General features: G+C 37.8%; 17 protein-coding genes. 9 read left to right on the plus strand and 8 right to left on the minus strand.

Annotation, left to right across the window (positions count from 1 at the left end; all coding sequences use genetic code 11):
- Window positions 1-7: 7 nt before the first annotated feature.
- From aceE to TYM08_RS11860, 5 genes are all read left to right on the plus strand, one after another.
- Window positions 8-2,677: a pyruvate dehydrogenase (acetyl-transferring), homodimeric type gene (aceE, locus tag TYM08_RS11840; protein WP_422379355.1), complete on the plus strand. Its 2,670-nt coding sequence runs from the start codon at window positions 8-10 to the stop codon at window positions 2,675-2,677.
- Between the two features lie 41 nt (window positions 2,678-2,718).
- Window positions 2,719-4,599: a dihydrolipoyllysine-residue acetyltransferase gene (gene aceF, locus TYM08_RS11845; protein ID WP_422379356.1), complete on the plus strand. Its 1,881-nt coding sequence runs from the start codon at window positions 2,719-2,721 to the stop codon at window positions 4,597-4,599.
- Between the two features lie 93 nt (window positions 4,600-4,692).
- A complete protein-coding gene (locus TYM08_RS11850; RefSeq protein WP_422379357.1) occupies window positions 4,693-5,469 on the plus strand; it encodes a hypothetical protein in 777 nt (258 codons plus the stop codon).
- Window positions 5,470-5,535: 66 nt separating this feature from the next.
- On the plus strand, window positions 5,536-5,790 hold the full coding sequence (locus TYM08_RS11855; RefSeq protein WP_422379358.1) for a GFA family protein: 255 nt from the start codon (window positions 5,536-5,538) through the stop codon (window positions 5,788-5,790).
- A 483-nt stretch (window positions 5,791-6,273) separates the two neighbouring features.
- Entirely contained in the window at window positions 6,274-7,449 is a 1,176-nt protein-coding gene (locus TYM08_RS11860; RefSeq protein WP_422379359.1) for a serine/threonine-protein kinase, read from the plus strand.
- Window positions 7,450-8,041: 592 nt separating this feature from the next.
- Here the strand turns inward: TYM08_RS11860 and TYM08_RS11865 are convergent.
- Together TYM08_RS11865 and TYM08_RS11870 are read right to left on the minus strand one after the other, a co-directional pair.
- Window positions 8,042-8,506, minus strand: a complete 465-nt coding sequence (locus TYM08_RS11865; RefSeq protein ID WP_422379360.1) for a GNAT family N-acetyltransferase — start codon at window positions 8,504-8,506, stop codon at window positions 8,042-8,044.
- A gap of 238 nt (window positions 8,507-8,744) precedes the next feature.
- Window positions 8,745-9,185, minus strand: a complete 441-nt coding sequence (locus TYM08_RS11870) for a GNAT family N-acetyltransferase (RefSeq protein WP_422379361.1) — start codon at window positions 9,183-9,185, stop codon at window positions 8,745-8,747.
- Between the two features lie 312 nt (window positions 9,186-9,497).
- Here TYM08_RS11870 and TYM08_RS11875 point away from each other — a divergent pair, with 312 nt between their 5' ends.
- Together TYM08_RS11875 and TYM08_RS11880 are read left to right on the plus strand one after the other, a co-directional pair.
- Window positions 9,498-9,914: a hypothetical protein gene (locus TYM08_RS11875; protein ID WP_422379362.1), complete on the plus strand. Its 417-nt coding sequence runs from the start codon at window positions 9,498-9,500 to the stop codon at window positions 9,912-9,914.
- A 95-nt stretch (window positions 9,915-10,009) separates the two neighbouring features.
- Complete coding sequence (locus TYM08_RS11880; RefSeq protein WP_422379363.1) at window positions 10,010-11,002, plus strand: hypothetical protein; 993 nt, start codon at window positions 10,010-10,012, stop codon at window positions 11,000-11,002.
- A gap of 58 nt (window positions 11,003-11,060) precedes the next feature.
- On the opposite strand, the gene TYM08_RS11885 is transcribed toward TYM08_RS11880, so the two are convergent.
- From TYM08_RS11885 to TYM08_RS11895, 3 genes are all read right to left on the minus strand, one after another.
- Entirely contained in the window at window positions 11,061-11,357 is a 297-nt protein-coding gene (locus TYM08_RS11885; protein WP_422379364.1) for a 4a-hydroxytetrahydrobiopterin dehydratase, read from the minus strand.
- Window positions 11,358-11,773: 416 nt separating this feature from the next.
- The gene (cysE, locus tag TYM08_RS11890; RefSeq protein WP_422379365.1) at window positions 11,774-12,559 is read right to left on the minus strand and encodes a serine O-acetyltransferase; all 786 of its coding nucleotides are present in this window, start codon (window positions 12,557-12,559) and stop codon (window positions 11,774-11,776) included.
- A gap of 111 nt (window positions 12,560-12,670) precedes the next feature.
- Entirely contained in the window at window positions 12,671-13,399 is a 729-nt protein-coding gene (locus TYM08_RS11895) for an RNA methyltransferase (protein ID WP_422379366.1), read from the minus strand.
- Window positions 13,400-13,508: 109 nt separating this feature from the next.
- Here TYM08_RS11895 and TYM08_RS11900 point away from each other — a divergent pair, with 109 nt between their 5' ends.
- Together TYM08_RS11900 and fliD are read left to right on the plus strand one after the other, a co-directional pair.
- On the plus strand, window positions 13,509-14,273 hold the full coding sequence (locus TYM08_RS11900; RefSeq protein ID WP_422379367.1) for an inositol monophosphatase family protein: 765 nt from the start codon (window positions 13,509-13,511) through the stop codon (window positions 14,271-14,273).
- Window positions 14,274-14,561: 288 nt separating this feature from the next.
- Complete coding sequence (gene fliD / locus TYM08_RS11905; RefSeq protein WP_422379368.1) at window positions 14,562-18,476, plus strand: flagellar filament capping protein FliD; 3,915 nt, start codon at window positions 14,562-14,564, stop codon at window positions 18,474-18,476.
- Window positions 18,477-18,486: 10 nt separating this feature from the next.
- Here the strand turns inward: fliD and TYM08_RS11910 are convergent, their stop codons facing one another.
- From TYM08_RS11910 to TYM08_RS11920, 3 genes are all read right to left on the minus strand, one after another.
- The gene (locus TYM08_RS11910) at window positions 18,487-19,023 is read right to left on the minus strand and encodes a GNAT family N-acetyltransferase (RefSeq protein WP_422379369.1); all 537 of its coding nucleotides are present in this window, start codon (window positions 19,021-19,023) and stop codon (window positions 18,487-18,489) included.
- A gap of 11 nt (window positions 19,024-19,034) precedes the next feature.
- Window positions 19,035-19,445 (minus strand): carboxymuconolactone decarboxylase family protein, encoded by a 411-nt coding sequence (locus TYM08_RS11915; protein WP_422379370.1) that lies wholly within the window; start codon window positions 19,443-19,445, stop codon window positions 19,035-19,037.
- Between the two features lie 113 nt (window positions 19,446-19,558).
- Window positions 19,559-20,272, minus strand: coding sequence for a riboflavin synthase subunit alpha (locus tag TYM08_RS11920; RefSeq protein ID WP_422379371.1), 714 nt, complete (start codon window positions 20,270-20,272; stop codon window positions 19,559-19,561).
- Window positions 20,273-20,426 lie beyond the last annotated feature (154 nt).

Genomic DNA, 20,426 nt, shown 5'->3' on the forward strand with positions numbered 1-20,426 from the left:
AACGGATATGGAACACGATATCGATCCAATTGAAACTCAGGAATGGCTAGACGCCCTTTCCTCAGTCGTAAAAGAAGAAGGCGCTGATCGCGCTAATTACTTATTAAAAGAATTATCCAACCAAGTGGGCGGCGAAAACGGTGGTGCAGATGTGCCATTTGCGATCAACACTGCTTATCGCAACACGATCAAACTGGCTGATGAAGCTCGTTACCCGGGTGACTTTGAACTTGAGAAAAAAGTTCAAGCGTACATCCGTTGGAACGCCGTTGCTATGGTAATTCGTGCGAATAAATCAGGTGATGATTTAGGCGGACATATTTCTTCTTTCCAATCTTCATCTACTTTATACGACGTAGGTTTCAACCATTTCTGGAAAGCGCCAAGTGAAGGCACATCTGGAGATTTAATCTATTTCCAAGGCCACATTGCGCCTGGTATTTACGCGCGTTCATTTATTGAAGGCCGTTTAACTGAAGATCACATGGACAACTTCCGTCGTGAAGTCGATGGTAAAGGTTTATCTTCTTACCCTCACCCATGGTTAATGCCTGATTACTGGCAGTTCCCTACTGTATCTATGGGCTTAGGTCCTTTGCAGGCAATTTATCAAGCGCATACGGTTCGTTACATGGAAAACCGTGGCCAAATCAAACCAGGCACGCGTGTTTGGGCATTTTTAGGTGATGGCGAGTGTGATGAGCCAGAATCATTGGGCGCGATTTCATTAGCTGCCCGTGAAAACTTAGAAAACTTAACCTTCGTAATTAACTGTAACTTACAGCGTCTTGATGGCCCTGTACGTGGTAACGGCAAAATCGTTCAGGAATTAGAAGGTGTATTCCGTGGTGCTGGCTGGAACGTAGTGAAAGTTATGTGGGGCAGCGCTTGGGATAAGTTATTTGCTAAAGATACCAAAGGTCTATTACAAAAACGTATGGACGAAGTGGTTGATGGTGAATTACAAGCATACAAATCAAATGGCGGTGCTTACACTCGTGAACATTTCTTTGGCAAATACCCAGAATTGCTAGAAATGGTTAAAGACATGACCGATGATGAAATCTACCAATTACAACGTGGTGGTCATGATCCAGTTAAAGTACACGCGGCATACAAAAAAGCAGTCGATGACAATAACGGCAAACCAACAGTAGTCTTAGCACATACTGTTAAAGGTTATGGCGTAGGTGCAGGCGAAGCTCAAAACTCAACCCACAGCTTGAAAAAACTAGCGATTGACGATCTTAAGAAATTCCGTACAAGCTGTGGTGTTCCCGTTACTGATGAACAAATCGAAGCCGGTGAAATTCCTTTTTACCGCCCAGAAGAATCATCAGCAGAAATGCAATACATGTTAGGCAAACGTGAAACATTAGGTGGATTCATTCCACAGCGTCGCCCTAAATTCTCTGGTGAATTAGAAATTCCTACTCTTGAATCTTTTGAAACATTATTAAAAGACACAGGTAAACGTGAAATTTCTACCACGATGAGCTTTGTTCGTATGCTATCTCAATTAGCAAAAGACAAAAACATCGGTAGCCGTATTGTGCCAATCGTGCCTGATGAAGCTCGTACGTTCGGTATGGAAGGCATGTTCCGTCAAGTAGGTATTTATTCTGCTTTAGGTCAGCTATACACACCAAATGATTCAAACCAAGTTATGTTCTACAAAGAAGACGTAACGGGTCAAATCATGCAAGAAGGTATTAACGAAGCCGGTGCATTCTCATCTTGGATCTCTGCTGCTACGTCTTACTCAGTACATGATTATCCATTGATTCCTTTTTACATCTACTACTCAATGTTCGGTTTCCAACGTATTGGTGATTTAGCTTGGGCTGCTGGTGATTTACAGGCTCGTGGTTTCTTATTAGGTGCAACATCTGGTCGTACAACGCTTAACGGCGAAGGTCTACAGCATCAAGATGGTCACTCACACATATTAGCCAACACGATTCCAAACTGTGTCACTTATGATGCGACGTATTCTTTTGAATTAACCGTCATCATTCAAAACGGTTTAGAGCGTATGTACGGTAAGTCACAAGAAGATATCTTCTACTACTTAACCACTTTAAATGAAAACTACCATCATCCAGCAATGCCTGAAGGCGCGGAAGAAGGCATCATTAAAGGTATGTACAAGCTTGAAGGCAACGTTAAGAAAACCGCTAAAAAAGCCGTTCAATTATTAGGCTCAGGTTCAATCTTAAACGAAGTGCGTAAAGCGGCGGTTATGCTTAAAGACGACTACGGTGTTGAATCAAACATCTGGGCTGTGACTTCATACAACGAATTAACACGCGAAGGTCAAGACCTTGATCGTCAGGTTTTATTAAATCCTGGCAAGAAAATCGCGAAACCACATGTGACTCAAATGCTTGAAGATCAAGCGGGTCCAGTAATCTCTGCAAGTGATTACATGAAAAACTTTGGTGAGCAAATTCGTAAATGGGTGCCTGCAAACTACCGCGTATTAGGTTGTGACGGTTTCGGTCGTTCTGACTCACGTAAACAGTTACGTCACTTCTTTGAAGTCGATGCAAACTGGATTGTAGTTGCTGCGTTAAGCTCATTAGCTGAAGAAGGCACAATTAAGCCTGCTGAAGTAGCTAAAGCAATTAAGACATTAGGTTTAGACATCAACAAACCTAATCCAATGACCGTTTAATTTAGGTTGGGCGCTTGCGCCCTTCCAAATAGGAGCCCCACATGGCGACTGAAATTATTAAAGTCCCTAATATTGGTGACATTGAAAGCGCTGAAATTATTGAAGTAAGCGTAAAAGTAGGCGATGTAATCGCTGTAGATGACACGTTAATCGTGGTTGAAACAGACAAAGCATCAATGGAAGTGCCTTCTCCAGCAGCAGGTAAAATCACTGCAATTAAAATTAAAGTAGGCGATGAAGTGTCTGAAAATGACGAAATCATTTACCTAGAAGTAGAAGGAAGCGCAGCAGAAGTTCAAGCTGAACCTGCTCAAGCTGCCCCTTCAAATACAATGACGGCATCTGCATCGATTGCTAAAGACTTATTTGTACCAGACATCGGTACAGAAGATGAAGTTGAAGTGATTGAAGTATGCGTAAAAGTTGGCGACATAATTGAAAAAGATGATTCTTTAGTAGTATTAGAAACGGATAAAGCATCATTAGAAGTACCTGCAACTGAAGGCGGCGAAGTCGTTGCTGTTAAAGTCAATGTTGGTGATCAAGTGAAACAAGGCTCTGTATTAGTTGAAGTAAAAACAGCTGGCGAATCGGCCCCTGTTTCTGCACCAACTCCTAGCGCATCTGCTCCAGCAGCACCTGCACCGGTTGCAACGTCTCAAGAAATTACAGTCACTGTTCCAGATATTGGTACAGAAGGTGAAGTTGAAGTCATTGAAGTCAGCATTAATGTTGGCGATACCATTGCTAAAGACGACACGGTTGTGACATTAGAGACAGATAAAGCCTCTATGGAAGTCCCTTCTTCAGAGTCTGGCGAAGTACTTGAAGTATTAGTTAAAGTTGGCGACAGCGTAACATTGGGTTCACCTTTATTTAAAGTGAAATCAACAAGCGCAGCCCCTGCTCCTGTAGCGGCTCCGGCAACACCTGCACCAACCGCATCTGCTCCTGCAGCACCTGCTCCGGTTGCAGCGTCTGCAGCTAAAGCAACATCAACTGATGTAAAAACATCAGGCTACGTACATGCAGGCCCTGCTGTTCGTCGTGTTGCTCGTGAATTTGGTGTTGACCTTGCTCTTATCGGCAAAGGCACTGGCCCTAAAGCTCGTATCATCAAAGAAGACGTGCAAGCGTATGTTAAAAAACGCTTAGCTCAGCCTGCTGGCGGCGCAACTTCTGGTGCTGGCATTGCAGCGATTCCTGATCAAGACTTCAGCAAGTTTGGTGAAGTTGAAGTGAAGAAAATGGCGCGTATTCAGCAGTTAACTGCACAGAATATGACACGTAACTGGTTGAACATTCCACACGTTACCATTTTTGATGAAGCTGACGTAACTGATTTAGAAGCGTTCCGTAAAGAGCTACGCCCTGAAGCTGAAAAACGTGGTTCACGTTTATCTGCATTAGCGTTTGTAGTAAAAGCGGTAGCAGCTGGCTTACAAGAATTTCCACAGTTTAACGTGTCATTAATGGCTGATGGCAAGCAATTAGTACAAAAGCATTACGTACATATCGGTATCGCAGTAGCGACACCAACTGGTTTGATTGTGCCTGTTATTAGAGATGCAGATAAAAAATCAATCTGGGAAATTGCAGACGAAATCGTCGATTTTGCACAACGTGGCCGTAAAGGCAAAGTAACTGCAGATGAAATGAAAGGCGGATGTTTCACGATCTCATCATTAGGTGGCATCGGATCAACAGCATTCACCCCAATCGTAAATGCACCTGAAGTGGCAATCCTTGGTTTATCAAATAACCAAACTAAACCATTCTGGGACGGTAAAGCGTTTGTACCACGTAACTTCTTACCATTATCACTAAGCTTTGACCACAGAGCCGTTAATGGGGCTGATGCAGGTATGTTTACTACTTACCTTGCTAAAGCACTTAAAGATTTACGTCGTATATTGTTATAATCAATATTGATTGATGTAATGATTTGAATATAAAAACCCAGCCTTTGCTGGGTTTTTTTTAACTTACACTTAATTTTTTACGAAGGAAATATTATGAACTTATTTATTTCAATTCTCTTAGTTTTATCCTTAACAAGTTGTTCATTTTTTACCACCAAACCTAAAGTTTATGATTACACTGAAAAAAATCTTAAAGAATATGGTTTGTTTAAAAACACTCATTTTGAAAATGATATGAAATGCAAAAATCCAAGCAAGGATATATTTGTTAGTGCTGGAAATAAAAACTACTCCTACCCTATTGACCAAATTTTAAATGCGACCATAGACAACGAAGGTAATGAAACTGAAGTACATATGCAAAATTTAATGTCATCTAAGAACTTTTATAGCCTTGGCTGTGCAGAGACACCATTAAAAATTCGAACAATAACTATTGTTCTATTTGGAACAGCCACTACAGATGATAGATGGGACCCTACTCATCACATTCACTTCCAATACAAAGAAAAAGCATTCTTAGAAGATAAAAAAGAGATTCAAAAAAGAATGACCAGCGAAGAATGTAAAATTGAAGACAACATACTATTTTGTTTTAGCCCTCCCCCTGAAAATATTGATACATTTTGGAGAAAATATACTTACAGCCAACCTTTAGAAGAAATAAGAGAACTTCGATCTGGATTCCAACTTGTATCGAGATGCCAAAATAGTGCATCAAGCCCGTATTGTAATTTTTCAGACACTTATAAAGGAGTGAAATTCTCCGTAAACCATTACGATAAAACAACGGAAGGTTTAATAAAATCCGTCGAACTCTATGATATTGCATTGCGAAATACTCAAAAATTTCTAGATTCTGAATATTAAATAATTACTAAAAATCACCCTGAATTTTCTATGAGATACAAAATAAATCATTGAGGACTAATAAAAATGAATCTAAAAGAAGTAAACGGAATAAAAATTCAAGCCAAGCACAAAGCAAGTTGCCATTGTGGCGCTGTTGAGATGGAGTTATCTTTACCTGAAGGCTTAGTTGAATTACGCCGATGTGACTGTTCATTATGCAAACGCCGTGGCGCCATTGCAGCCTCAGTTAATTTAAATGGCATTAAAATTATAAAAGGCGAAGACGCGCTGACCCTGTATCAATTCAACACTGAAGGATACTCTGAGCAATTAAGATAAAGTCAGGCTTTCAAAAATTTAATTAATCGAGGCAAATTTGAGAAGTAATGGCCAATTCCTTTCAAACAAATTTAACGAAGAGTAATGGAATTTTTGAATGCCCCTTCGGGCGATTCATTTAAGTGGAATATACTTTGTTGGACAGTTTGAAAAGGACAAGTCATTTCGCTACACTGTCCGCCGCGCCTATTCCACCTAAATGAACCGCTGACAAAATCTTAATTGCTCAGAGTATCCTCATGCCAAGCATTTCTTTTGTAAACATTGTGGTATTTATACCACCATCAACGCCGATCTAATCCGCACTTGTATGGGTTTAATGTTTCGTGTTTAGAAGGGATTAACCCCCTGACTATTGAAGGGATTGTGACGAAAGATGGGGTGATTCATCCTGCTGATCGATAATATTTAAGCACTCTATTGAATTACAATTACAAAAAGGTAATATTAATAATTTATTAACACCCATAAATGAGAATTTAAATGGAAGATTATAATCAGCACTTAAGTAAACAAGGATTTAAATTATCGGAAATAATTGGGCGCGGTTTATCTGGTAAAACCTATCTAGCAACACAACCATCATTAAATAGAAATGTAGCAATCAAATTTTATGATAGCCCCCTAAATAAAAACAACCCAAGTTTAAAGAAAAAATTTAAACGCGAAGCTTTTTTACTCGCCTCAACACAGCACCCGTCAATACCTTACGTAATTACACATGGCGATGTGATAACTGACAATAACTCAATTCCTTATATCGTTATGGAGTATATTGAAGGTCATGATTTGGAAAAGTACATTAAAGAAAAAGGAAGACTTGAACAACAAGAAGTTATCCCAATTGCTATTCAAATCTTAGACGCCTTGTCTTCTATACATTTAAAAGAGATTATTCATAGGGATATTAAACCGTCAAATATTATGCTTACAAAAAATGGACATGCATATTTAATTGATTTCTCAATTGGATTTTCCACATTAGGTCAAACAGATTTAACTAGGAACACCTCAACTAGAGACCATTTAGGCACAATAGATTACATGCCACCAGAACAAAGAAGAAGCATGAAATATGTAGATAAACGTTCTGATTTGTATTCCTTGGGTATGACATTATGCAAGCTTTTAACAGGCTCTATAAATTTAAAAGATTTAGATAAACCACTATTTTCTATTCCTTTCGCACTAAGAAAATGTATAAATAAAGCATGTGAACAAAATGCAGATGACAGATTTAACAATGCTGAAGATATGTATCATGAATTAAAAAGTATAATAGGTGCAAATTATTACGCAAATGAAACTCCTCGGCTAGCATTGTGCAATAGCTTAAACTGCCCTGATGCTAACTGGTCCGAAAATGGGTATTTAAGAGGCGCCAATTTTATTAAAGATTGCTCTGACATTCACTGTACATCTTGCGGAACTAAGCTTGTATATCAATGTACATGTGGTTACTCAATTGCTAATACACCATGCTGTGGCGGATGTGGAGCTGATCTTTTTAAGCTACCAAAATGCAAATCTTGTGATTCTTTTCTGAAAAAAATTGATTTTGATAAAGATACTTCAAAAGGATGCACTAAATGCCTACAACCTCAACCGATACAACAACCACAACCATTAATTAACCAAGATGAAGATATTCCATTTTAGATTTTACACACATCAAAATATGGAAAACAATGGGAAAACAATGGGAAAACAATGGGGTCGAGTCTTGACTTCAGACTGCTTAAACTGACGGCACCTGGTATGATGGGGTCGCGTCTTACATTTGACATAGACAACAACAAAACCTTAGCTTTTCTTTAAATTTCAAAATCGGCAGAACAAGTCAGCATCTTGGGTAGACAGCCACAAAACAACATAAATCTATCTCAGGATACCTTTCAAGGATCAAAAAAGCATCCACGTTAGTTTTTGAGCTAAAGCTCAACCCTACGTAATTAATGTTAATATTGGGGTCGCTTTACTGAGTCGGCTCCAAAATTTGTTTTACATTTATGTTGGATAGTTGTTAAGGCAAGCCATCACCCACATATTGACTGACTACTTATTTATTACACGGACATCCATAGCTGTGCGCATTTCGATTATTAAGTGGTTTCGTAAAAACACAATAAATGTAACCATTAAATTAAGCAGGATCAATTATGTGTATAAAGTAAGTGATGATTTAAAATTACTAGATTGGCATTTAAATCGTATTACTATGGGTGTCTGTTTAACTCTCAAGCTCCAAAAATCAAAATTTTAACCCCATATAGCCATCAGCGTTTACAAAACCTGCTTTTTGGTAAACACTTTTTCCATGATTTGATGCATGCAGTTTTACAAAAGCAAAGCCGCCCGCTTTTGCCTCAGTTAACAGTTTATCAATTAAAAATGATGCAATACCCTGTTTACGAAACTGATCCGCAGTGTACATATTGGTTATATACGCATTGATGCCAGTTGGATTAGAAAAAGAGCCAGGCAGTTGATAAAAACAAAGCCCACCAGTGGCTATAATTATATCGTTACTGAGCCCAAGCCAACAAACCAGCGAGCCATTACTTAAGCTAGCTGTAAAATACGTTTGCAGTTCGTGACGAATATCTCTGCTTTCAGGGTATCCTTCATCTATAAGCTGTTTGATGCGAAGTTCAATAAGCTGTGGAATGTCTTTCTCAGTAGCCTTACGGTACGAGATTTTTTCAATCGTTTTCATTAAACACCTGACGCCGTAATAAACGGTAATAAATACTTGGCTATAATGGTTATGAGCAACGAGCACCAACCAAGATTTGGGTGTCCGCTTTAATCGCCTTGTTTAAATCTCCCTTGTTATAGGATTTTTGTGCAAGGCCAATTAAAAGCGTTTCTCGTATTCATTTACTTTTTCTAGATTATCAATTTGGTTGTTACACCAAAAGTTGTGACCACAAAGTGGCGATGCTACCTGCCTGTTACGTGGATAGTGTCGCCACCATTTTTACGTGTTCAACACCTGTTAGTTTTACTTTATATGGTTTTTCACTAGCAACAAAACCACAATTTTCGTAGAGTTTTTGAGCCGATACTTGAGCATTCAATTGAATGCTAGTCGCCCCAAGTGATTGAGCACGTTTTATGAGCTTTAACAGTAGCGCTGTCGCATAGCCGTTTTTACGATGAGCTTCAGGCACTATGACTTGAGAGATTCTAAGCACACCATTTTCAAGTGGTGATAACCTACCATATGCCAAAATTTCTGATTGATTAAGCAACGCCAAATGAAAACTTACGGGTTCTAGCTCATCGGGTGTGACTGACTTAGGCAAACCAAAATCTTTAAAGAAGGTACGATATCGAAGCTCCATCGTCTGATCATACAGTGGGCTATTGCTATTAAATTCTATGAATTCCATTTTTGTTTCCACATTAATTAGACATTCATAATAACTTATAGGGTTTACCTTTGATATCTGACTAGTTTTGATTTTTAGATTTTTGACAAAAAAAGGCTAATCTTTTTGGGATTGGCCTTGGTTTTACTTTGGGTGTCTGGATTAGCCGATTATAACTCAGAAGTGACATCCACTTTTGTACATTTGTGAAACTCAGTAACTCGAAACTCAGAAGTGACATCCACTTTTGTACAATTCATTACAATTATAAGGATGTAAACCTGCCAAACTCATCTATCTTTTAATAAACCATTCAATTAGATGACGATGATTATGGCTATTAAAGGCTCCGCACAGATTGATCTCACTTTAACCACAAAATTTCATTGTTGTACACGTGCAGTCAGAAAAGCCTTCATCCTTGATGATCATTCGAAAGATGATCCAGACAAAATTGATCGTAGAAAATGGATTGAAGATCGTATTCTTTTTTTAACCACTGTGTTTGCCATTGATGTTTGTGCTTATGCTGTGATGAGCAACCATTATCATGTTATTTTGGATGTGCACAAAAGCAATTCAGATGTATGGTCTCCTTTAGAAGTCATTACTCGCTGGCACAAGATTTACAAGGGCACTGAATTATCAAGATCTTATCTTAAAGGTAAAAATTTAAGTGACGAGAAACCAGAAGTGACACTCACTTTTGTACGACCCAGAAGTGAAAGACCCAGTGAAACTCAGAAGTGACATCCACTTTTGTACAATTCATTACAATTATAAGGGCGTAAAACTGACAAACTCAACTATCTTTTAATAAACCACTCAATTAGATGACGATGATTATGGCTGTTAAACGCTCCGCACAAATTGACCTCACTTTAACCACAAAATTTCATTGTTGTACACGTGCAGTGCGCAAAGCCTTCATCCTTGATGATCACTCAAAAGATAATCCAGACAAAATTGATCGTAGAAAATGGATTGAAGATCGTATTCTTTTTTTAACCACTGTGTTTGCCATTGATGTTTGTGCTTATGCCGTGATGAGCAACCATTATCATGTTATTTTGGATGTGCACAAAAGCAATTCAGATGAATGGTCTCCTTTAGAAGTCATTACTCGCTGGCACAAGATTTACAAAGGCACTGAATTATCAAGATCTTATCTAAAAGGTAAAAATTTAACTGACATTGAATCTGTGTTAGTCTTAGAATTTGCAGAGAATTGCCGTAAAAAATTACATGACATCAGTTGGTTTATGCGTAATATTAACGAGCCTTTGGCGCGTATTGCTAATAAAGAAGATGATTGCAAAGGTCGCTTTTGGGAGTCTCGTTTTAAGTCACAGGCATTATTAGATGAACAAGCATTATTAACTTGCATGGCTTATGTAGACTTAAACCCTATTCGAGCTAATATGAGTAAGACCATTCAAAAATCAGAATGCACTTCCATTAAAAAACGTTGTGAAAAAGCAAAACAAGCCAGCAACATTAATCATGCTAATCAGCAACCCAAAGCGCTATCAAAATTAACTGGAAATTACTCAACAACCAAAAAGAATGATATCCCGATTAAAGTAAGTGCTTATATTGAGTTAGTGCAATGGACAGGAAAACAATTAAGAGACAACAAAGCTTCGATAAGCAAGCATACACCCTCTGTACTTTCTGAGTTTAATATTGATCCTGATGAGTTTTTATATAGTGCGCAAAATTATGGCAAACAATTTCATCGAATGGTTGGATCAATTAAAAGTATTTACAATGCGATGAAACATTGTGATATTAATAAAACAGCAGGCATGAAAAAAGCGAAGTCGTTATTTGGATAATTCCATCAAATTCGTTTTTACTTATGCCCAATAGAAAGTCCTAAATGGACAACCCACTTCAACAATAATTTGAAATTTCTAGCGCCATATCAAAATCCCGTTTAGTTAGTCCACCAGCTTCATGGGTTGTTAAATCGATAACTACTTTGTTATACACATTTGACCAATTTGGATGATGATCCGATTTTTCAGCTATTATCGCTACCTTTGTCATGAATGCAAAAGCCGATATAAAGTCACTGAATTTAAACGTTTGATGTAAATTACCTTCTTTGATGGTCCAAATTTTATCAATGTTTTTATTTAATATTTCAAGGGATTGTTCAATTATTGCTTGATCCATTTTTTCTATCATATTAACTCTTCTTTGAATTTTAATTGTCACAAATTATAAAACGATACAGCTACTGCAGATCGTATGGCTAAAATCAAAAATAGCAAATGGCACTATTACTTTAGTTAACAAAATGAAACTAAAATAATAAGATACTCAGAAAAACACATAAATTCAGTGATTTTAATCACTTCAACGATTATAACTTTTTTAATCAAATTATAATCAAAACAAACTTCCATTTTTAACAATCTTATCGTCTATCAACTCAATATCAAACAACTAGATGAAAAAGTAATCCATAAACTAAAATAATTCAAAAAATACAGCTCGAATATAAGCAAGAAATAAGTACTATTTACATGTAAACCCAATAAAAAAAGGCCGTAACACAAACGCATTACGACCTAAATTTATATTAAACAATCAACTAACTATTAATCTTTTTTATTTCCCATCTCAGTGCCACCACAGCACTCATCCAACTCAAGTCCACGGTCATCCAATTTCAATTTACCTTCTGCTTTAAAATTTTCATCTAAGGCTTTTAGGGTTTTGCACATTTGGTTGATGCGTTTGTCTTGTTGATGAATATGATCAAGCATTGCATTGATGGAAATTGCGATTGGGTCTGGCATATCACTTGCCCCGTAGGCTTCAAAACCTAGTTTGTCCGCTAATTTTTTGCGTGTCTCTTCACCTTCATCAGTACTGGTTTTAGTTGCACGCCCAGGCACACCTACAATGGTTACCCCTTCTGCTACTGCTTTTGTAACCACCGAGTTGGAGCCGATTTTTGCATTTTTTGAAACGGTAAATGGGCCTAATATTTTAGCACCTGCGCCAACTACTACCCCATCTTCCAATGTTGGGTGTCGCTTTCCTTTTTGCCAAGATGTGCCGCCTAATGTGACGCCATGATAAATGGTTACATCGTTACCAATTTCTGCGGTTTCGCCAATCACCACTCCCATACCGTGGTCAATAAATAATCGTTTACCTATTTTTGCACCTGGATGAATTTCAATCCCTGTAATCCAACGAGCAAATTGTGAAATGGTTCTTGCTAAAAATTTTAAATTTTTATTCCACAGCCAATGGGTCGCACGATAAAAAATCAACGCGTGAATTCCTGGGTAATTCACTAAAATTTCAAAACTATTTCTGGCCGCAGGGTCACGATCAAAAACGGCATTAATGTCTTCTTTAATTTGTTTAAACATAAATTACTCTTATTATTTATTATCTCGATGGCGCTTGTGATTAAATCTTTTGGTCCTGGTGAACAATCAACTTTTTCACTTGATCAGTTAGATTGAGTCAAAACGAATTCGTTACTGTTTATTCTTATCAATTTTGCTCAGCATGCCACGCAATATATTCATTTCTGTGGTCTCTAATTTTGCTTTTGCAAACAGTCGTTTAAATTTTTGCATTAACATTCTTGGGTTGTCTTGATCTAAAAACTCAATATCTTTTAATGTTTTTTCTAAATGTTCGTAAAACAATTCATGTTGTTTCGCGCTGGCTAATGATTCACATTCAACGGCACTAATATTTGTATCCATTAATTGTGTGCGTAATTCATAACCAATCACTTGCATAGCGCTTGCGATATTTAACGAGCTGTAGTTTTCGTTTGCGGGTATTTGAATATGAGCATGACATAAACTTAATTCATCATTTGTTAAGCCACTGGATTCTCGACCAAATAATATCGCAACTTTTTGATCGGATTTAATTAGGCCTGACATTTCTATACAGGCATTTCTAGCGTCTTGTAGCGGCCAAGGCATTGAGCGGTTTCTGGCGCTGGCGCCAACTATAAAGTGGCAATCGGCAATGGCGTCTTCGATATTGTCGAATACCTGTGCGTCATTTAATACATCAGCTGCGCTGCTTGCTCTTGCAGTGGCTTCTTCACAGGGAAATAACTTTGGACTCACCAAGGCTAATTTTGAGAAATTCATAGTTTTTAACGCGCGGGCAGCCGCGCCAATATTGCCAGAATGCGAGGTTTGCACCATCACAAATTTAACCTGACTAAACCAAGCCTGATTCAATGTTTACTCCATTTGCAAAAAATAACTGTATTCTACCTTGTTCACTTGTATAATGGCCACCTTTCGGGAATTGACCCGACCGTTCTTTTAAAAATTGGTGGTATTAATAATGAATCCGACGCTGACGATTGCTTTGCGTGCGGCCAAAGCAGCTGCAGACAAACTTGCTTACGTAACAAATAATTTAGATGTTTTAACCGCTGAGGGCGACTCTCACAGTTTTGTAGTCGAACAATCATTAGATGATGCCGCCTTTCGTGTTAAAAAAATCCTTTCTAATGCCTACGATGGCGTTAAAATTTTCAATGCACATGAATCAAATAACCCAACTGCTGAAGACAAAGAATACTGGTATGTTAATGTACTAAGCGGTAGCAACAATTTTGCTATTGGTTTTGGTTATTTTTGTGTGATTGTTTCCCAATATAAATTAGGCAAAATCGAAAATACAGTCATTGTTAACCCTATGACTGATGAAATTTATACTGCCAGTCGCGGTCGCGGCGCTCAATACAATGAGAAAAAAATACGCATCAAACAAAAACGCGAAGTACACGATTGCGCCATTGCAAACTTTGCACAAAACGGATGGGAAAAAGACGCATTATTCACCCGAATTACTGGTTGTAGTGTATTGGATTTATGCCATTTAGCATCAGGTCAATTTGATGCAGTATTTGCTCAAGTTACTCACCCAATGGAATTACAAGCAGCGTTGTTAGTTTCTTCTGAAGCAGGTGCATTAAGTGGTTCACCTCAAGGCGCCCCGATTAATTCCACAAGCATTGAAGCATTAGTCTCTAATGCTAAATTATTTAAATCTTTAATAGTTGCTAAAGCACCGGTTGCTGTCATTGCAACTGAAGAAGCTTAATCAGATTTATCCGCACTTTTTAAAATGCTAAATTTTAAAAAGTGCGTATTTAATTTATATAACATTTTCTCCCCTCCCCTCCTCTGCCCCAACACTTCTTATATTTATTAAGAAAATTTTAATATGGCCTTAGCTTTGCAATAAAATACCAAACCGCTACGCGTTGGAATAATTTTTCCTGTGCGTTAACAAATCATTACTGTTTCGGCCAAGTATTTCCTTACTTTGGGCTAAACTTTTATCGTTTTTTGCCGATAACGTAATGAACATATAAGGTACTGTATTGTTATGGCTTCCATCGAATCGTTAGGTATTGGCTCTGGGTTATTAACCACCGAATTAGCTGAAAATCTTATTAATGCAGAACGTGGTCCGGCCGAGGCGCGTTTAGATGCACAAAAGTCACTAGTTGAAGCTCGCATTTCTGCTTATGGTGAGCTTAAAGCAAAAATGGATGAGTTTGGCTCAGCTGCGTCCGACCTTAGTTCCTCTAAAAGTATTTTAAAAACAACAGCCACTTCATCTAATGAAGATGCCATTACAGCCACCACTAACTCCCTTGCAAAACCAGGTTCCTACATTATGGAAGTTGAGCAAGTGGCACAAAACCATTCTTTAGCCTCAAAACGATTCGAAGATTTAACCACCACACTTGGCTCCGGCGTCATGACGTTTAAGTTTGGTGAAACGCAATTTACAGACCCAGCGGGTGATTACGACGAATTCATTCAAGATATTGATCAAAAAACCCAATCCATTACTATTTCATCAGCAAACAATACAATTTCTGGAATTCGCGACGCCATCAATAAAGAAAATTTTGGCGTCACCGCCTCCCTTGTAAATGACGGCGAAGGTTATCGGTTATTATTAACTAGCGATCAGTCGGGCAAAGATTATTCAATGGAAATTTCAGTTTCAGGCTCAAGCTCTTTAAAAGCGCTAAGTTATAATGAAAACGCCAACGATCCTGATGTGAATATGAAACAAACCCAAAATGCGCAAAATGCAGAGTTCACACTAAACGGCCTAGAGATTTCAAGTAAAAACAATGAAGTCGACGAAGTCATTAAAGGCGTAACGTTTGATTTAAAACAAGCCAATATTGGCGAGCCTGCGACGGTTCGAGTCAAACAAGATACCGATGAATTAACTGAAAAAGTACAGGGCTTTGTTGATAGCTATAATGAATTTCGTGATTTATACAAAAACTATTCAAAATATAACACCGCCACGAATACAGGCGGTTTATTAAATGACTCAACACTTCGAAACATTGACGCACAAATGCGCAGAGTCATCACCGGAGCGGTTACAGGAATGGAAGGCGCATCTTTCCAATCCCTTTCGCAAATTGGTATTTATAGTGATCAAAACAACAACTATGCATTAACGCTCGATAACGCCAAATTTTCAGAAGCAATGAAAACCAGCTCAATTGACGTTGCTGGGGTATTTTCAGTTCAAGGTAATACAAGTGATTCATTAATCGAATACATCAGCCCAGGCTATTACAGCAAAGCGGGCACTTACGATGTTGAGATAGAAAAAGTTGCCACTCAGGCTTCAATTACAACCACTCCCAGTATGGCACTTGCTTTTATGTCGACCATTCCTGTGGATGCAAATAATGATCAATTCACTATTAATTTAGATGGCACCGAAGCTGAAATATTCTTAACTCACGGCCTTTATACAAATGGCGAAGACTTAGCAGATATGATTCAAGCTGCTATCAATAATAATGATGCCTTAAGTAAAAAAGGCTCATCTATTACAGTCAGCTTTAATGCAGCTGATCAAAACTTTGAATTTACCTCAAGTAAATTTGGTTCTAAATCTGAGTTAGCGATCGTTTCAAGTGACATCAATACAGGCTCGACTTTAGGGATTATTACGGGTAATGAAGGTAACGCTAAGGGAAATTATATATCTAATTTGTCCCAGTACAATTTTTCTGCCACCACGTTACAAGCAGAACAAGAAGTCCTTGAAAATACAGGTATTGATTTTTCATCTGACAATGCATCGTTCACTTTAAATGTTAATGGCACGTCAGATGTCGCCGTAGACGGTGTTGATATTTCAATTACTCTTGATGAAGACATCAGTGATCAATACGACTCTGAAGGCAATGTGTCCGTTGATAAAACACGCGAAGATGTGCTTGCTCATATTCAAGCTAAAATTGATGAAACCGTACTTAACGGGCATGTCACTGCGTCATTTAATAACAATAATCGTTTGGTTTTTTCAACGGCAGAAACAGCAGGAACACAATCAATTGAAATTAAAACCGTTGGCACAAATGTTACTGATTCTTTATTAGGATTAAACGCCACTAACGGCCCCCAAAATAGCGGCTTAAATTTAACAGGAGGCGCTGCATTTCAATTAAGTTACACGAATCAAACTGGAACAACTGACACTTCTGACATTGCAATACCTGATGGATTATATGAAACCAGTGGCGAGTTAACCGCTGCAATTGAAAATGCAATTAATACTCACGCAGACGTTATTAATTCTGCCGCTCCAGCTAAAACAGAAGCTGGTACAACCTCTTATGCTGATCCAATTGATTTTGCTACGAACCCAATGGCATTTGAATTTGAATATAATGGTGATCTAATTGATGTTGAAGTCACTAATTTTGATACTGATAATTTAACTTCCATACAAGCTGCTTTAACCGCTGCATTAGGTGGCGCTGATGTAACAGCCAGTTTCAGCAGTAACAAATTAGTATTAACGACCAATGCTAACGGATCAACTGAAACATTAAACGTCACTAAAAATGGAGATGGCGCAAAAACAGCAATCGCAGGAGTCACACCACTTGCTGCTACTAATTTTGCATCATCTAATACAACCTTTGATCTAATTGTTGATGGTAAAACCATATCGGTTGATGTAATAGAAGATGGCTCAGATTCCGTTGAAGATTCATTGGCTGCCGTACAAAGTGCTCTAAATGACGCGCTGGAATCTGTTGATGGTGGTGATTCGTTTGATGCCAATGATATTTTAGCCAAACTAGATGATACGGGGCATTTGTATTTTGAAACCCAAAGTGCTCGTGGCGTACAAACATCTGCTACGTTTGGCGCACAATCAACCATCAGCATTGCAAATGCCAGCCCAAATGCAAAAACACTTCTCGATTTAGATGATGGAGTAGGAATAAACGGGTTCAACTCCCCTGGTATTCCTCAAGGTCTAAATAAAGGGTTTAATGCAACGGCATCAGTAAGCTATGAACAAAATGATCAAAACGAGGGTCGTATCGTTGTTAGTTTTGATGAAGATACCAACACTCAATTTGCTAACATCAACGTTTCAGCCGCATCCATGCTTGGTTTAGCTGAGCCCGATGGCGATGAAAATGAATCGGTTTTTGGAATTGATGTTAAAGGTAAAATCAATGGTATTGAAGCAAAAGGCAGTGGACAATACTTAGTGGCCGCAGATGGCTCTGTCGCTGCGACTCAAGGTCATATCATTTCAAATACAGTCGACGGTTTTTCTACACCGATCACAACCAATCCAACGGACTATTCATTTAAAATAAAATTAAACGGTTTGGAATCCAATACCATCACCCTTGATGCAGCCACTTACTCCTCTGGAAAAACCTTCGCCAGCACATTACAGGGTTTAATTAATGACGATGCAAAATTTAAAACAGAAGGTTATAAAGTTGTTATCGATTACGATGACGATTTGAAAAAATTTGGTATTCAATCTAATGAGGAAGGGGCTAACAGCTCGGTCAATTTCAGTGAATTGTCATCCCTATTTAGCACAATGACGGGGTTTACCACTGCTAACCAAGGTGTACAAGGCACGAACTCTTCAGGTTCGGTTGACGATGCTGCAGGGTTACAACTTAAAGTATCAGGCGGCCCCACTGGTGAGCGTGGAACGGTCAGTTATATAAAAGGCGCGGCAGATTCATTAAAATCGTTAATTAATAGTTTCTTAAAAAACGACGGTGTCATGACCACTAAAATAAACGATTTAGAAAATGAAATTGTTGATATTGAAGAAGATCGCACCAAATTAAATGAACGCTTAGATTCGTCACTTGACAGACTTAAACGACAATTCTTGTTTAATGATAAAATTATCAGTTCATTAAAAACCACCGAAAATTTCTTAACGCAGCAATTTGAAGCCATGGCGGCTTCAAACAAAAAGTAAATTCCAATAATTAGGGAGCGTTCAATTTATATATAACATGCTCGCTTAATTTATGCCCCTTGGGGATAATTGGATGATCAAAGTTTGCGTTCATATTAGTCATTCCAATTTTTTGCATTACTGAGATAGATGCTTTATTTCCAACTGATGTAAATGAATAAACATTTTGTAAATTTAATTCATTAAAAGCAAATTCAAGACAAGCCTTGGCAGCTTCAGTGGCAAAGCCCTTACCCCAAGCATTTTTAGCTAAACGCCAACCTATTTCAACACATGGCGTCACGGGTAAATCAAATATCGGTTCGTGCAAACCAACAAAACCAATAAATTGCTGGTCACTCAAACGCTCTACCGCCCAAAACCCCCAACCATTTATTTCAATCAAGTTTTGGAAATATTTTGCCATTTCATTACTTTGTTGTTCTGATTGAATGTCTGGATAAAACTCCATCACATCAGGATCAGCATTAATCGATGCGAAGGTTTTTAAATCGCTTTGCTTCCATTGCCTTAATAATAGCCTTTTGGTTTTTAATTCACGTTCCATTATTTGCCTACTCATAAATTCTTAAGACTGATCGCAATTCGAGTTAATGCATTCATTATCGAAATACATGCAGTTAAATCAACCAATTCAGCTTCATTAAAAGTGTTTTGAAGTTCATGCATTTCAAAATCATGACACTCTAATTGCGTTAAGCTCTTTGCATACTGAAGTGCTAAGCGTTCTTTATCAGCAAATAGTGTTGATGATTGCCAACCAGCTAATTCAATTAACTTTTTGGCTTCCACGCCATTTTTGAGACATTGATCATGATGGGTTTGACAACAAAATGCACAACCATTGATTTGTGCAACGGATAATTCAACCAATGATCGAAGCGCTGGGTCTAATGGCGATTGATCTAAACTTGAATAGGCAGAGTATAAATGCCCTATTGTTTTTTTTGAAATTTCATAATAATCCATTTGTTACTCCTGGTTATTAAAACTCTGACTTTAAATTTTATAAATTGATTACATCATCATTTAATTATGACTGTCATTCTATTTAAACAGCCATTTTAAACAGCTAAATTAGGTTAATTCGTTTTTTGAGTCAGCGCAGGAATACTCCCTAACGCTTCTATATCCACACCTTGCTGTAAAAGAATCTTTTCAAATAGCGGTAATAGCGTCCCAAGATTTTCTTGTAATGTATCTCTAACAGTATCAACAACCACTTGCGTGCCCCGTTCAATTTCTACATTTATTAAATCGCCTATTTGTTTTAATTCAAACACTGTCATCCTTCTGGTTTCGGGAATAAGCCACACTTCAAACCAACTCTCAATTTTATTTACATCCGAGACAGTCAAACTGGCACCATTTAATGCAATATATCCTTTTGGAAAAACATATCGCTTCCAATGTTCATTTAATGCAAATCGCACACAATAATTATCATCAATTTGATTGATCAGAATAACTTCAGTATTAAAATCAATATGCCCTGATAATGGATGTCCTCCAATTTCAGCCCCATCTTTAGCTGCTCGCTCAACATTTACTGCCTGTCCTTGTTCATATTGACTTAATGTTGTAATCAAAAGACTCTGCAACATAACATCAAACTTTACTTCAACATCCGACAAAATCTGAGTCACGGTTAAACACACACCATCTACCGCCACGCTGGCGCCAATTTCCAAACCTTTACAAAATCCAGATTCAAAATGAATAACAAATGTTCTGATGCCATTTTTATCATTAACACTCATAATTTTAGCGATGGACTGCACAATACCTGTAAACATAAATTCCTCTTATTGATAATAATTACTAATTTTTAAAAAGTAGACAGAAACAAATATCATATCAAAATTTTGAATTATTAAGGGAGTAAATCTTCATGCATTACTTCGTACTTGTTTAATTAAGCGCTTTAAAACATGTGACAAAATCCAAAAT

This window comes from Marinicellulosiphila megalodicopiae (assembly GCF_045862395.1).
Classification (GTDB): domain Bacteria; phylum Pseudomonadota; class Gammaproteobacteria; order Pseudomonadales; family Natronospirillaceae; genus Marinicellulosiphila; species Marinicellulosiphila megalodicopiae.

Coding starts and splice junctions, on each gene's coding strand:
- aceE (WP_422379355.1), top strand. CDS start 8: ATGGAACACGATATCGATCCAATTGAAACTCAGGAATGGCTAGACGCC.
- aceF (WP_422379356.1), top strand. CDS start 2,719: ATGGCGACTGAAATTATTAAAGTCCCTAATATTGGTGACATTGAAAGC.
- TYM08_RS11850 (WP_422379357.1), top strand. CDS start 4,693: ATGAACTTATTTATTTCAATTCTCTTAGTTTTATCCTTAACAAGTTGT.
- TYM08_RS11855 (WP_422379358.1), top strand. CDS start 5,536: ATGAATCTAAAAGAAGTAAACGGAATAAAAATTCAAGCCAAGCACAAA.
- TYM08_RS11860 (WP_422379359.1), top strand. CDS start 6,274: ATGGAAGATTATAATCAGCACTTAAGTAAACAAGGATTTAAATTATCG.
- TYM08_RS11865 (WP_422379360.1), bottom strand. CDS start 8,506: ATGAAAACGATTGAAAAAATCTCGTACCGTAAGGCTACTGAGAAAGAC.
- TYM08_RS11870 (WP_422379361.1), bottom strand. CDS start 9,185: ATGGAATTCATAGAATTTAATAGCAATAGCCCACTGTATGATCAGACG.
- TYM08_RS11875 (WP_422379362.1), top strand. CDS start 9,498: ATGGCTATTAAAGGCTCCGCACAGATTGATCTCACTTTAACCACAAAA.
- TYM08_RS11880 (WP_422379363.1), top strand. CDS start 10,010: ATGGCTGTTAAACGCTCCGCACAAATTGACCTCACTTTAACCACAAAA.
- TYM08_RS11885 (WP_422379364.1), bottom strand. CDS start 11,357: ATGATAGAAAAAATGGATCAAGCAATAATTGAACAATCCCTTGAAATA.
- cysE (WP_422379365.1), bottom strand. CDS start 12,559: ATGTTTAAACAAATTAAAGAAGACATTAATGCCGTTTTTGATCGTGAC.
- TYM08_RS11900 (WP_422379367.1), top strand. CDS start 13,509: ATGAATCCGACGCTGACGATTGCTTTGCGTGCGGCCAAAGCAGCTGCA.
- fliD (WP_422379368.1), top strand. CDS start 14,562: ATGGCTTCCATCGAATCGTTAGGTATTGGCTCTGGGTTATTAACCACC.
- TYM08_RS11910 (WP_422379369.1), bottom strand. CDS start 19,023: ATGGAACGTGAATTAAAAACCAAAAGGCTATTATTAAGGCAATGGAAG.
- TYM08_RS11915 (WP_422379370.1), bottom strand. CDS start 19,445: ATGGATTATTATGAAATTTCAAAAAAAACAATAGGGCATTTATACTCT.
- TYM08_RS11920 (WP_422379371.1), bottom strand. CDS start 20,272: ATGTTTACAGGTATTGTGCAGTCCATCGCTAAAATTATGAGTGTTAAT.